The 14,597-nt window shown below is 46.7% G+C and carries 10 protein-coding genes; 4 read left to right on the top strand and 6 right to left on the bottom strand.

Annotation, left to right across the window (positions count from 1 at the left end; all coding sequences use genetic code 11):
- Positions 1–65 precede the first annotated feature (65 nt).
- Positions 66–1,970, top strand: coding sequence for a site-specific DNA-methyltransferase (locus EL309_RS09680; RefSeq protein ID WP_126382105.1), 1,905 nt, complete (start codon positions 66–68; stop codon positions 1,968–1,970).
- On the opposite strand, the gene EL309_RS09675 is transcribed toward EL309_RS09680, so the two are convergent.
- Positions 1,911–2,177 carry a hypothetical protein gene (locus EL309_RS09675; protein WP_081463206.1) on the bottom strand — a complete coding sequence of 89 codons (267 nt, stop codon included), beginning with the start codon at positions 2,175–2,177 and terminating at the stop codon, positions 1,911–1,913. The two genes, EL309_RS09680 and EL309_RS09675, sit on opposite strands and share 60 nt — an antisense overlap.
- A 62-nt stretch (positions 2,178–2,239) precedes the next feature.
- Between EL309_RS09675 and EL309_RS09670 the strand changes: the two genes are divergently transcribed.
- The gene (locus tag EL309_RS09670) at positions 2,240–4,885 is read left to right on the top strand and encodes a restriction endonuclease (protein WP_004284849.1); all 2,646 of its coding nucleotides are present in this window, start codon (positions 2,240–2,242) and stop codon (positions 4,883–4,885) included.
- A 92-nt stretch (positions 4,886–4,977) separates the two neighbouring features.
- On the opposite strand, the gene pntB is transcribed toward EL309_RS09670, so the two are convergent.
- Both pntB and EL309_RS09660 read right to left on the bottom strand, forming a co-directional pair.
- Positions 4,978–6,363, bottom strand: coding sequence for a Re/Si-specific NAD(P)(+) transhydrogenase subunit beta (gene pntB, locus EL309_RS09665; RefSeq protein WP_004284848.1), 1,386 nt, complete (start codon positions 6,361–6,363; stop codon positions 4,978–4,980).
- Positions 6,364–6,373: 10 nt separating this feature from the next.
- Entirely contained in the window at positions 6,374–7,909 is a 1,536-nt protein-coding gene (locus tag EL309_RS09660; RefSeq protein ID WP_004284847.1) for a Re/Si-specific NAD(P)(+) transhydrogenase subunit alpha, read from the bottom strand.
- Positions 7,910–8,180: 271 nt separating this feature from the next.
- On the opposite strand from EL309_RS09660, the gene gloA reads away from it, so the two are divergent.
- Positions 8,181–8,591, top strand: a complete 411-nt coding sequence (gloA, locus tag EL309_RS09655; RefSeq protein ID WP_036494333.1) for a lactoylglutathione lyase — start codon at positions 8,181–8,183, stop codon at positions 8,589–8,591.
- A 69-nt stretch (positions 8,592–8,660) separates the two neighbouring features.
- On the opposite strand, the gene EL309_RS09650 is transcribed toward gloA, so the two are convergent.
- From EL309_RS09650 to EL309_RS09640, 3 genes are all read right to left on the bottom strand, one after another.
- Complete coding sequence (locus tag EL309_RS09650) at positions 8,661–9,263, bottom strand: biliverdin-producing heme oxygenase (protein WP_004284844.1); 603 nt, start codon at positions 9,261–9,263, stop codon at positions 8,661–8,663.
- A 71-nt stretch (positions 9,264–9,334) separates the two neighbouring features.
- Positions 9,335–11,857, bottom strand: coding sequence for a TonB-dependent hemoglobin/transferrin/lactoferrin family receptor (locus tag EL309_RS09645; protein WP_004284842.1), 2,523 nt, complete (start codon positions 11,855–11,857; stop codon positions 9,335–9,337).
- Between the two features lie 20 nt (positions 11,858–11,877).
- Positions 11,878–12,882 carry a Slam-dependent surface lipoprotein gene (locus EL309_RS09640; RefSeq protein WP_050793686.1) on the bottom strand — a complete coding sequence of 335 codons (1,005 nt, stop codon included), beginning with the start codon at positions 12,880–12,882 and terminating at the stop codon, positions 11,878–11,880.
- Between the two features lie 184 nt (positions 12,883–13,066).
- Between EL309_RS09640 and EL309_RS09635 the strand changes: the two genes are divergently transcribed.
- Positions 13,067–14,593, top strand: a complete 1,527-nt coding sequence (locus EL309_RS09635) for a porin family protein (protein ID WP_004284840.1) — start codon at positions 13,067–13,069, stop codon at positions 14,591–14,593.
- The last annotated feature ends 4 nt before the right edge of the window (positions 14,594–14,597 follow it).

Below are 14,597 nucleotides of genomic sequence, written 5' to 3'. Positions count from 1 at the left end.
TATTTTCAACCTTAGCAAACTAAAAAACTCTGTTATCATTACACTTTTTAACTCTAAGGCGAAATATGGACCAGCAACCAGCAACCAGCAACCAGCAACCAGCAACCAGCAACCAAATTATAAATGAAAATTACAATAAAATCAACATATTAAAACTAAAATCTCTCTTTCCCGAAGCCTTTTGCGAAGACCAAATCGACTGGGAAAAACTCAAGCTCATTCTCGGCGAAGAGAATCTCGCCCATCACAACGAACGCTACCAGCTCAACTGGGCAGGCAAAAGCGAGGCCTACCGCACGCTGCAAGCGCCCACGTCCAACACACTGATTCCCTGCCAAGCCGAATCGGTGGATTTCGACGGCACGAACCATCTCTTTATCGAAGCTGAAAACCTCGAAGCCCTGAAAATCCTGCAAAAAGCCTATGCTGGCAGCGTGAAGATGATCTATATCGACCCGCCTTACAACACCGGCAGCGATTCCTTTATCTATCCCGACAAATTCAGCGAAACCCGCGAAGAATACGCCCGTCGCGTCGGCGACAAAGACGACGAAGGCTACCTGAAACGTGACGGCGTGTTTCAAGGCGCATGGCGCAAAAACAGCAAGGAAAGCGGTCATTACCACAGCAACTGGCTCTCCATGATGCTGCCGCGCCTGCATCTGGCGAAAACCCTGCTGCACGACGACGGTGTGATTTTTATCTCGATTGACGATAACGAACAGGCGCAATTGAAACTGCTGTGTGACGAAGTGTTTGGGGCAGAGAATTTTGTGGCTGATGTGATTTGGAAAAAGAAATATGGCATTCAAAATGATGCAAAATTTTTTTCAACTAATCATGATTTTGTATTAGTTTATGCAAAAAATATTTTGGAATATCAACAGAACTTATTACCAAGAACAGAAGAACAAGATAAGCGATATACCAATCGTGATAATGATCCACGCGGTGCCTGGAAAGCTGGTGATTTATCAATTGGAAGAACAAACGAAAAAGATATTTATGAAATTATTACACCAAGTGGAAGGAAAGTTTTGCCCCAAAGCGGAAGTTGCTGGCGAGTTTCTCAAGAAAAATTTTTAGAATTGGTTTCTGATAATCGTATTTGGTTTGGAGAAAAGGGGGACAATGTACCCAGTATTAAGAGATTTTTATCTGAAGTAAAAAAAGGGCGCACCAGTTCAACTATTTGGGAATACACAGAGGTTGGTCATACAGATGCCGCTAATCGTGATTTGAAAGAATTAATGAGTGGTAAACAGTTTTTTGATTATCCAAAACCAGTCAGTTTAATTAAACAGGCACTAATACTTGGATCAAATTCATGTGATTTAATCCTCGACTTCTTCTCCGGCTCCGGCACCACCGCCCATGCCGTGATGCAGCTTAACGCCGAAGACGATGGCAACCGCCGCTATATCTGCGTGCAACTGCCCGAAGAAACCGACGAAAAATCCGAAGCGCGCAAAGCCAGTTTCGACACCATCGCCGAAATCGCCAAAGAACGCATCCGCCGTGCGGGCAGGCAAATCTGCGAACAACACCCTGAAAAAACCGTTGATACCGGCTTCAAGGTATTCAAACTGGCCGAAAGCCATTTCAAACCGCGGAGGCCGTCTGAAAACGGTTCAGACGGCCTCGAGGCGCAACTGGCCATGTTTATCGATCCTGTTGCCGAACATGTCGAACCGCTGAATATGGCCTACGAACTGATGCTGCGCTTAGGTTTGAAACTCACCTGCCCACTACATGTATCAGACGGCGTGTATTGGGCGGAAGACGAAGACACGGGCAAACGCACCGCCCTGCTGCTTACCCGCGCCGACGAAGCTTTGATAGATACGGTGATTGCCGAAAATCCCGCCAAAGTCGTGGCACTCGACCATTTGTTTGACGGTAATGACGCGCTAAAAAGCAATACCGTTTTGCAGATGCGCGACGCGGGCATTGTTTTTGAATGTGTGTAGGTCGGATTCTTGAATCCGACAATGCCCGCCCATCAGGCCGTCGGATACAAGTATCCGACCTACCGGCCAAATGCGGCAATAAGCAAAAAAGCCCGTAGGGCGGGCATCCTTGCCCGCCGTGCTGCTGCCCATGTTGCCGTCCGATTCGGCGGGCAGGGATGCCCGCCCTACGGCAGATACGGTTTTAAGGTTTTCAAGCCGTTTCAAACCGCCGCAGCCGTCTAAAAATATCTGCTCAATGCAAGTGATGATCTTAAAAAGAAAACGATATGGAACTGAAATTTGAACAACTGAATTACCAGCTTGATGCGGAAAAAGCAGTCGTCGGCCTGTTTGAAGGGCAGCCGGACTGCAAACAGGTTTTTTCCCTGCAAAGCAGCGCTCCCAACCGCTTTGTGGGTAATGAATTGGCTTTGGATTGGGAAACCATAGGCCGCAATCTGAATACGGTACAGGCTGAAAAAGGCCTGCCTGAAACCGACATCGGCAAACACGGCTTGAATTTTTCGGTAGAAATGGAAACGGGTACGGGCAAAACCTATGTTTATCTGCGCACGATTTTCGAGTTGAACCGGCAATACGGCTGGACGAAGTTTGTGATTGTGGTGCCGAGCGTGGCCATCCGCGAGGGGGTATTGCAAACCCTGCGCAGCACGCGCACGCACTTTGCCGACCTGTTCGACAAGCCCGTGATGAATTATGCAGAATACAGCAGCAGCCGTTTGTCGGCGTTGCGCTCTTTTGCCGTTAACGACAATATTGAAATTTTGGTCATCAATATCCAGTCGTTTGAAAAAGACTTGAATGTGATCAATCAGGTCAACGAAAGCGGCGATGCGCCCATTACGCAAATCAGCCAAACGCGTCCGATTGTGATTATCGACGAACCGCAGAATATGGAAACGGAAGGCCGTCTGAAAGCGATTGAATCGCTCAACCCGCTGTTTACATTGCGTTATTCGGCCACCCACAAAGCAAGCCGCCACAAGATTTACAGCCTGAACCCGGTGCAGGCTTATAACCTGAAGCTGGTTAAGCAGATCGAAGTGTTGTCGGTTACGGCGCAAAACGATGTGAATGGTGCGCCGGTAGAGCTGCTGGAAGTGGTGCGGCCAGCAAAAGGCCGTCTGAAAGCGAAAGTGAACATTCTGGTTCAGGATGCACGGCAGACGAAAAAGAAAACCGTGAGCGTAAAAAGCGGCGATGATTTGTTTGACAAATCGGGCGGCAACGAAGCCTACCGACACGGCTTTATCATTGAAGGCATGGATAGCGAAACACAGGAAATCGCGCTTTCAGACGGCCGAACAATCGAGCGCGGCAGCGGTGATGCGATGCGCGACAATATCATGAAAATGCAGATTCACCATACCGTTGCCGAACACCTGAAAAAGGAAAAACGCCTGAAAGCCTACGGCATCAAGGTGCTGTCGCTGTTTTTTATCGACAAGGTGGAAAACTACCGCACGGCGGCGGGCGAAGCGGGCAAGTTTGCTTTGTGGTTTGAAGAGATTTACACCGAACTTTCGGGCGGAGAAAGCCCGGAAGGCGTACACAACGGCTATTTTTCGCAAGACAAACAAGGCCGTCTGAAAAACACCAACGGTACAACGCAGGCCGACAACGACACTTACCATCTGATTATGCGCGACAAAGAAACGCTGCTTTCGTTCGACAGTCCTTTGCGCTTTATCTTTTCACATTCCGCCCTGAAAGAAGGCTGGGATAACCCGAACGTGTTTCAAATCTGCACGCTTAACGAAAGCAACTCGCCGATCAAAAAACGGCAGGAAATCGGACGCGGCCTGCGTTTGGCAGTCAACCAAAGCGGTGTGCGGGTGCGCGATGAAAAAGTGAACGTACTCACGGTTATTCCCAATGAAAGCTACGAGCATTTTGCCGCCACACTGCAACAGGAATACCAAGACGAGTGCGGCATCACGTTTGCATCGGACAATATCAAAAACGCCGCCCGTAAAAAAACCGTGCGCTACCGTAAAGATTTTACGCTCGACCCCGCGTTTCAGGCCGTTTGGCAGAAACTCAGCCGCAAACCGCGCTACCGCGTGGATTTCGACACGGCCGTACTGATTGAATCCGCCGCCGAAACCGTGCGCCATATGCCCGAAATCCAAAAACCGAAAATACAAATGCACAAAGCCCGAATCAAGCAGTCGCAAACCGACGGCGTTTGGGCAGAAGAAACCGCCAGCCGCAGCTTGGCCGTGGAAGCCGAATGGGCTATTCCCGACGTATTGGGTGCCATTCAGAAAAAAACGGGGCTGACACGGCGCACCGTGTATGAAATCCTCGTCCAATCCGACCGCCTGCCCGACCTACCCGGCAATCCGCAACGTTTTATCGACCTTGCCGCCGACAAAATCAACGTTGCTCTGCAAAACCTGATGGTAAAAGGCATACGCTACGACATCAGCGAAGACGAACGCTATTGCCAAAGCCTGATGGAAAAATGGCGAGATATGGAAACCAACGGCACGGAGTTTTACGAAAACGACTACACGTTTAAAGTAAGCAGACCGGAGAAAACCATTAATGAAAACTATATCCCGCTGGATTCAGCTATTGAAAAAAATTTCGCCCGCGATTGTGAAAACTACAACGACGATACGTTTGGAAAAATACCTTTCTATTTCAAACTACCCAAATGGTTCAAGATTCCCACACCTTTGGGCAACTACAATCCCGACTGGGCGGTAGTTGCCGAAACCGGGAAACAAGCGTTTTTCGTTGCAGAAACCAAAGGCACAGCTAAAGGTATACAAGCGGGCGTGGATAAAGACCAACTCCGTTACTCTGAGCGTTTGAAAATCGAATGCGCCGAAAAATATTTCGCCGAACTGCCCGAATTGCAATATCGGGATGTTCAAGAACTTAGTGAACTCGATCCTGATTAAACTCCATCTGTGTAAATAACAAAGGCCGTCTGAAAATTTTCAGACGGCCTTTGTTTAAACGCTTAAACAAATACTATATTTTTCAGAAGGCCTTATTTCTTCAATTCCGCCAGAATCTCATCCACAGTCGCTTTCGCATCGCCGAAGCACATCACGCTGTTTTCATTGAAGAACAGCGGGTTTTGCACGCCGGCATAACCTGTGTTCATCGAGCGTTTGAATACCACCACCTCTTTGGCTTTCCACACTTCCAATACCGGCATGCCGGCAATCGGGCTGTTCGGATCGGTTTGGGCGGCAGGGTTCACGGTGTCGTTCGCGCCGATCACCAGCACCACGTCGGTTTCGGGGAAATCATCGTTAATTTCATCCATCTCCAACACGATGTCGTAAGGCACTTTGGCTTCGGCCAGCAATACGTTCATGTGTCCGGGCAGACGGCCTGCTACGGGGTGGATACCGAAGCGCACTTCCACACCTTGTTTGCGCAGTAAATCGGTGATTTCGGCAACGGGGTATTGCGCTTGGGCAACGGCCATACCGTATCCGGGCGTGATGATCACTGAGTTTGCGCCTTTGAGCATTTCAGCCACTTCGGCAGGTTTCACTTCGCGGTATTCGCCGATTTCTTCTCCGCCTGCTGCTGTGGAAGAACCGTCGGTGCCGAAGCCGCCGGCAATCACGGAAATGAACGAGCGATTCATGGCCTTACACATAATATAAGACAAAATCGCACCGCTTGATCCGACCAACGCACCGGTAACAATCAGCAAGTCGTTGGCAAGCATAAAGCCCGCTGCGGCGGCCGCCCAGCCTGAATACGAGTTCAGCATGGAAACCACCACCGGCATATCAGCACCGCCGATGGAGGCCACCAAATGCCAACCGAAAGCGAGCGCGATGGCGGTCATCAGAATCAGAGCCAACCAGCTGCCATCAGCCGATACAAACACCAGCATCAGGATAAACGATACTACTAAAGCAGCCAGATTCAGCTTGTGTTTGTGAGGCAGTTGCAAGGGCGCGCTGCTGAGTTTGCCGTTCAGTTTGCCGAACGCCACAATCGAACCGGTAAAGGTTACGGCACCGATGAAAATGCCGAGAAACACTTCCACCAAATGAATGGTGTGCATATCGGAAGATACCTTGTCCGCTTCGATAAAGCTGTTGAAGCCCACCAACACGGCAGCCAAACCCACGAAGCTGTGCAGCAAGGCAATCAATTCGGGCATTTCGGTCATTTCCACTTTTTGGGCTTTGTAAATACCGATAGCCGCACCGATGGCCATAGCGATAATAATCCAACCCAAGCCTGAGGTTTGTTCGCTGAACACGGTGGCAAATAAAGCAATCACCATACCGGCAATGCCGTAATAGCAGCCGTTTTTGGCGGTTTCCTGTTTCGACAGGCCGGCCAATGAAAAAATAAATAAGATTGCAGCGACGATATATGCCGCAGTAACTAATCCTTGTGACATTCTCGCCTCCTTAACCTTTACGGAACATATTCAACATGCGGCGGGTAACGTAGAAACCGCCGAAGATATTAATGCTGGCAATCAGCACGGCAATAAAGGCGAGGAACGACACCACGCCGTTACCCTGCCCGATTTGCAGCAGCGCACCCACTACGATAATGCCGGAAATGGCATTGGTTACCGACATCAGCGGCGTGTGCAGCGAATGGCTCACGTTCCACACCACGTAATAGCCGATCACGCAAGCCAGCACGAACACGATAAAGTGGTTTAAGAATTCGGCCGGAGCTACCGCACCCATCCACAATACCAAAACCGCACCGATTACCGCTGGAGCGAGTTTTTTCCATGTCGGAACGGGTTTCGGCTCGGGTTTCGCCACAGGCGCGGCTTGCGCTTGCTGTTGCGGCGCGGCGGACACTTGAATCGCGGGCGGCGGGAAAGTGATTTCGCCGTCGCGCGTAACGGTCATGTTGCGGATAATCACATCTTCGAAATCAAGCGCAATTTCACCGTCTTTATTCGGGCTTAACAGTTTGCTCAGGTTCACAAGGTTGGTGGCGTAAAGCTGTGAGGACTGGCCGGCCAAACGGTTGGCCATATCGGTGTAGCCGATGATTTTCACACCGTTATCGGTAACGAACAGCTCGCCCGGTTTGGTCAATTCGCAGTTGCCGCCGGTAGCCGCCGCCAAATCGACAATCACCGAACCCGGCTTCATGCTTTCCACCATTTCTTTGGTAATCAACTTCGGCGCAGGTTTGCCCGGAATGGCCGCCGTCGTGATGATGATGTCCACTTGTCGGGCTTGCTCGGCAAACAGTTTCATTTCCGCCGCGATAAACTCTTCGCTCATCACTTTGGCGTAACCGTCGCCGCTGCCGCCCGACTCTTGCGGGAAATCGAGCTTAAGGAATTGGCCGCCCATTGATTCGATTTGTTCGGCCACTTCCAAACGGGTGTCGAACGCTTTAACCACCGCGCCCAACGAGTTTGCCGTACCAATCGCCGCCAAACCGGCTACACCCGCACCAATCACCAGCACTTGCGCCGGCGGCACTTTGCCCGCAGCGGTAATCTGGCCGGTAAAGAAACGGCCGAACGCATTCGCCGCTTCAATTACGGCACGGTAGCCGCTGATGTTCGCCATAGACGACAGCGCATCCAACGCCTGTGCACGCGAAATACGCGGCACCATATCCATAGCCAGCACGTTCACTTTTTTATCGGTAAGCTTTTGCACCAACTCGGGATTTTGTGCGGGCCATAAGAAGCTCACCAGCGTTTGGCCTGCATTCAGACGGCCTACTTCGCTTTCAGAAGGTGCGTTGACTTTATAAATCAGCGGGCTAGACCATACTTCCGCTGCATCCGCCACAAGCGCACCGGCAGCTTCATATGCCGCATCATCCAAACTCGCCGCCAAACCGGCGCCGCGTTCCACCACAACTTCAAAACCCAGTTTTTGCAGCTGGGTTACGGTTGCAGGGGTACACGCAACACGGGTTTCACCGGGCAGAGATTCCTTCGGAATACCAATCCTCATCTCGACTTCCTTTATCGAAAGTTAATCAAACAAAACTTTACTAAAATGTAATTTAACTACAAAAATTCTTATCATTTCTTAATGGTTATATTTATATACAATTACAGACAGCATGACAACTTTTTTCCCGAAGCTGAAATCTAAATTTCAATAACCGTTTGATATGCATAAACATCTCAAGTTCAAAACAATTTACCTCCCTTTTTCACCACCGAAATAAAATTAACTGTTAAAATAAAACAAACCATGAAAACATTTGAGGAATACCACCATGAGAATGCTGCATACTATGCTGCGCGTCGGCAATTTGGAAAAATCTTTGGCTTTTTATCAAGACGTTTTAGGTATGAAACTGCTGCGTAAAAAAGACTATCCGGAAGGCCGGTTTACATTGGCATTTGTCGGCTACGGCGAAGAGTCGGACACTACCGTTTTAGAATTAACCCACAATTGGGATACGGAAAGCTACGATTTAGGCAACGCATACGGCCACATCGCCATCGAAGTGGACGACGCCTACGCAGCATGTGATTTGGTTAAACAGAAAGGCGGCAACATTGTCCGCGAAGCCGGCCCGATGAAGCACGGCACCACCGTCATCGCTTTCGTTGAAGATCCTGACGGTTACAAAATTGAATTTATCCAGAAAAAAAGCGGTAACGATTCTGTCCAATATCAATAAATAAAAAACCAAATAAACAAGGCCGTCTGAAAATTTCAGACGGCCTTTCCATATTAAACAGCAATCAAATTATGCTTTGACTGGTGCTTCTGCACCTTCTGGCAAGCCGAAGATTTCACGCAAAATCACTTTATAGAATGCAAATGCATCTTTCGCGCCTTTAATCGCCTCATCTTGAGCAGCTTTATCCAAACCCAAATTATTCAGATAAACCACAAACTCACGCCAGTGTTGGCCACGGCCGTCGGGATGGGGAGCCAAGTGGCGCGCACCATTGTCGGCATTAAAACTTAATTTTTGCGCATCTTTAAACAAAAACGCCGCGCCCAAGTTTGAACCTTCCGCACAATAAAGCCAACCGATGGCTTCATTGCCTTCGGGTTTAGGCAGATTGCCGGAAAATTGATAGGGCTCGCTGTTCAAGTCTTTCAAATCTTGAACAACCGCATCATAACGCGCCATGTCTGCCAATTGGGGAATCGCTTTGTTTAACGCTTCATCTTTATAGATATCGTCAACAATTTTATGAAAAACAGATTGCAGTTTCAAAAACTTGGTATAGTTTTCATTGCTGACAAACGGCTCTACGGACATAACCAAATTGTCCACGCTGTCATGCGTAGTGCGGTTTTCTTCTTTCAGACGTTGTGCAAATGTTAATTCTGTAGTCATGTCTCTTCCTTTTTACAGTACATTATTTTCAGACGGCCTCTTCAGTTAGAGGCCGTCTGAAAAACCAGATATTAGAATCGCGCTTCAAGTGTTACGTTAAACGTACGTCCCGGTGCGCTGAAACGTGTGATACCGGCATGCGCGCAAGTTGCGTGTTGCGGACCGTTGCCGACGTTACAGTTGTCCACCCTGTTAACCGTACCGAATTCACGGATACTGCGCAGGGAATCCCACGAATAGTACTCTCTATTGGTAATGTTGTACACGCCCGCACGCAAAGTAACGTGTTTGCCGAAGTTATAATAGCCTGCCATATCCCACAAAGTATAGTTGCCACTGTGGCGTGCAAATGGGAACGGTTCATCGCGTTCGTCCGAACTGCGGATGGTATCTTCAGGTTTTTTCCTTGCGGTATGGGTCACAAAAGTCGTCAGCCCCCAGCGTTTGGACGGTGCGTCATAACCCAGCGACCAAGTTGCCGACCAAGGCGCCAAAGCATTAATCGGATAATTCTTACCGTTTTCATGCTTGGATTTACCTTTGATATAACTGGCCACCAAACCTGTATGCATACCTTTACTCAAACCAATACTGTCCAAATTCCATTTACCTTGGAATTCGATACCGTTTACATTAGCCGAAGCACGGTTTACGTTTTGCCATACCGGCGCACCCAAAAGTTTGTCGCCGTTTGACAGCATGGCAATACGCGTAGTCAAGTTAGACGGACCTAAATAAGCCAATTCGATAAAGTCACGGTATTTGGTTTTGAAACCGGACAAACGGAATTCACCGGCTTTACCGCTACCGGCAATACCCAATTCGTAGTTTTTCGCAGTTTCATGCTTCAACTTGGGACTGGCCAATAAATAGAAGTCCGGATGAGGGAACAGCAACCAGTTTTCGTCAGAAGTCGGTGCACGGAAGCCGCTGCTGTATTTGGCCAAAAAGTTAAAGTTTGGATGGAAACGCCAGTCGAAACCAAGGCTGTAGCTGTTGCCTTTATGCGTTGTACCGTTTCCCAAACCGGGCACCAATAATTTCAACGATTGCGGATAAGTCGGATTATCCAAGGCTTTACTTTGAACGCGGTCGTGCCGCCAACCCAAATTCAATTTATACTGCTGCTGTCCACCGAAACGGAAAATATGATTCCAGTATAAATTTCTGTTTTTTGATTCACTCTCGGTCAAGAAAGTACGCTGCCCCGAGCTTGAAGTCATAATATTTCTATCATGCAGTCTGGCAAAATAAGTTTGGTCGTCATTCTCATTACTGCCTTTACCCCAACCCAATCCGTACTGCATAGCCCATGCCAAAGGGAAAGAATCAAACTCAATGGTTTTCTCTGCATCTATTCGGCTTTGCTGACTATATTGTTTCAATTGACGGAACGAATGGTAAACTTCGCTGTTAATGCCTTTTAAAGCATAATTAGTCGGTAAATCCCATGTCCAAGTATTCATTAAGATATCTTGCTTGTCCCAACGGAATTTGATTTCATCCCAAGGCCACCAAGCAACATCATTAATACGGTTTTCAAATTCAAAACCAACCCGTTTTCTATAACTAACATCTTGACGGTTACGGGTATCCGCACTCGCATTACCTGAGAAATCTGAGGCAAACAAATTAGACAGCTCTTCGGTTTTTCTGTCGTTTCTGCTTTCTTCAAAAACCGCACCGAAATAGTTTTCATCCTTATCACTAAAACCAAAACGGTAGCCGCCTTTCAACAACACGCTTTCGGCATTCCATCTTTGCGGATCAGGTAAACTTCTTAACTTACCATATGATTTAATCCGATCAGGATAATGGATATCAGTCATACTAATACTTGGGTCAGCCGGGTTATACACTTTATTGGTGTCTTTAACTTCATATACCAACGATTTAGCATTATTTTTGGTTTCATCACCTTTTCTTCGTGTGTACACACCCAAAGCCTCAAAACCTTTGAAACGCCCTGCTGCAGTCATGCTGCTGAAACGCTGATTATTCCTTCCTACATAACCGGTTTTCAAGCCCAAGAAATAATTTTTCTCATCGTTTAAATAATCGCTTGGAGATTTGGTTTTGTAATTAATCGCACCACCCAACGCACCGCTACCGGATTTTAAAGAATCCGCACCTTTGGTAATGGTTACTTCTGAAATATGTTCAATTTCAGCTGCATTTCGGTTTGCATTGAAGTTGCCGTAAGCACCAAACAACTCTTGGAATGCTTCTGAAGAACGGCTTTCAGCCTGCGCCAAACCGTCCACATTAATAGCAACACGGTCTTTATCCACACCACGAATAGCAAAGCCGTTGGAGCCGGCACGACCGCCTTCTACAACGGTTACACCGGGATCATAACGAACCAAATCATGCTCGTCTTGCACCATTCTCTCATCCAGTGCTTTACGGCGGACACGTTCTTCTCCCAAATTTTGAACACGACGCTGACCACGTACTTTTACTGCTTCCAAAGTAGTGGTATTGGCAGCTTCAGGTGTACTAGAATTTTGCGGAGCAGTCTCGGCGTAAACCGCCAAAGGATAAACCTGAGCAACCATTAATGCTAAAAAAGCCGGTTTAAACGGAAATGACATTTTACTTTCCTTTGTAACAATTATTTGGCGATAGTGGGTAAATCAAGCGATTCATCACTAGGGTTATATTTATCACGCATGCCGCCGAATACGGTATCTAAAGAACGGCTTTGGTCAAATACCACTTTGCCGCCAATCTCTTTACCATCAGAAGAAAAAAACTTACCTTCAACATTGCCGTTAACTCCACCTGACTTAGCCGAGCCACTAAAACTATTACCGACAATATCAACATTACCCATCACAACATCCGGACCATAATCTTGATTACCCAAAATGGTTCCGCCTAATTTATTGGTATTAAAATTAACTAAAATATAAGAAGCCTCAGGCTTGCCACGAGGATATTTGCCATCAGTCGGAGTTGAGAAGCCGGTGTATGAAGAAGTCACAAATTTTCCGCCTTTCTCACGAACACCCCATACTTCATAGATTGCCGTACCTTTAGGCTTGCCTTCATTATTCCAAGCACCTTGCATTTTCGCTACATCTGCAGGCACACCGCCGACAAACAAATCGACTTTACCGTTCGGATCAATCCATGCTCCGTAACCGACGTTGTCCAATCTCGTCGCAGATGCCTGCCTCCATTGGAAAGAGCAACAGGCAAACAAACGTCCGCCATTTTCTGTTGCCTGGCCCTCATGAGAATTTTTAAGAGTGTAGCTCGGAGAAAAGCCGTCCTGAAGTATAGGCGTGTTATAAGTACCGAATCTGAATAACTTCCCATCGGGTGTCTGATAAACAAAAGCATCATCAACTCTTGGACCGAAATTACCATGATGATGTATATCCAACTTCCGCAATTTCGCCTGCTTCGGATCATCCAAAGTATGAAGCGTTACCAGCTTGCTATCATCAGCATGCAAAACACCTGCTTCAAACGAAATCTCAGATTTATCGTTTACAATCTTTGTTTCTTTTAAAACCGGAATAGCAAAAGGCGTACTTGGTTCAGCGGTTCCGCCTCCGGCACATGCCGCCAACAAAGAAATAGGCAAAAGGCATAATATTTTTTTACTCATAGCATCCACTTTCAAAAATAGAAATTTTTAAAAATTACGAAATTTCCCAATTTAACGATAATTATTACTATTTTCTATGATAGATGATATTATTGCGTTTATCAATTATTTAATAACATTTTTTTACAAGTCGATTAGATAACTTTATAAATAGATTCAAAAACTTTTAGAAACAAATACTAATATGAAAAAAATATTATTAACCTTAATAATAATCCCGATATCAAATTTAACTACCGCATCAATCATCCATCCACCCACTGATCAGCAATCAGAACAAATACAACAAGAGCAATGGGTTGAAACGTTGCAAAAACAATCGCACCAAACTACCCAAGCGCAGGAACATTCTGCCAATCAAACCACTGTACCCACCATTACCAATCAAGATTTAATCCAAAATCCGGAGCTGCTGACTGCTCTAATGCAACAAGCCATCGATACCAAGCAGCAAGACTTACTGACCTCTCTTTCTGAAGCCTACGCCATGCTGCCTGAACAACATCAAAATCCTGCGATGCGGCAACAAGCCTCAGGAACGCTCGCATATCTGAAAAAAGACTATAAATCCGCCATTAAAATCTATAACAACTTATTACAAGAAATCCCTGAAAATCCGCGAATCAGGTTGGATCTTGCTGCCATGCAGTTTGAAGACAAGCAATGGTCAGAATCTCTCAATCACTTCAACACCGTTTTTTCCCAACCGGAAACCCCTAAAAATGTAAAATACAATATCGCACGGTTTCAAAACACCATAAGAAATACCACTGCTTGGCAACTAAATGCTGGACTGACCCCTACCCGCCAATCAAACATCAACGATGCTCCCCCGAAATACTGCATAAGCAACCGCGTATGTTCAACAGAAACACCTGTTTCAGCAACAGGCCTTTCCTACCACTTGGGTATAAGCAAGCTCATGCCGCTGAAAACAAACCATAACTTAATCTTTCAAAGTCATATCAACGGAACAAGCTATTTCCTGGATAAAAAATCCGAATACGACCATGCTTTTTCCAGAATCCATCTGGGCTGGCAATGGCAGGATTACCGACACTCTTTATCGATTAAGCCCTTTTACCAAGCCCAATTTGGCGGAAGCGACGACTTCAGCAGCAAACCTAAAAAGTCAAAGCGGGTTCTGCCTTATATGCTTAACCATGGAATAGGCGCACAGATTGCTTACACCCATACCCATTCCAACAAAATGCAAAGTCAATATTCATTCGAGCGATATGCTGTAGACTATAGAGAAGCAAACAGAGCCAAATTGAATAACGGTTTGCAAGACAGCTTCTATACATCCTTAGCGTATCAAATCACACCCGATATGCTATTAATCGGCAGCTATCAATTCAACCGCTTCATTCCCAAACACAAACAAATCCACTCTAAGCAAAACAACGCCGCTTATAACCGTCATGCATTCAGCTTGGGATGGATCCAACATTGGAAACATACCGGCGGACTCGAGAGCAGTATTTTTTACACCCAAGCCAAACGCAATTACAAAGGCATTGCCAGCTTAAGCAACGAATCACAAAGAAACAAAGAAACAACATGGAATATCAGCTTAAGCCACAACAAACTGTCTTATAAAGGCTTTAAACCCAAATTAAACTTTCACCGCTACACGGTTAACAGTAATCAAGCATGGGCAACTCGAAAAAATACCAACCTATCCGTTACCGTAGAAAAAAACTTTTAAACAG

The sequence above is a fragment of the Neisseria weaveri genome (genome assembly GCF_900638685.1).
Lineage (GTDB): Bacteria > Pseudomonadota > Gammaproteobacteria > Burkholderiales > Neisseriaceae > Neisseria > Neisseria weaveri.
Note: the sequence above shows the minus strand (reverse complement) of the source record. Positions and strands in the feature narration are given on the sequence as shown.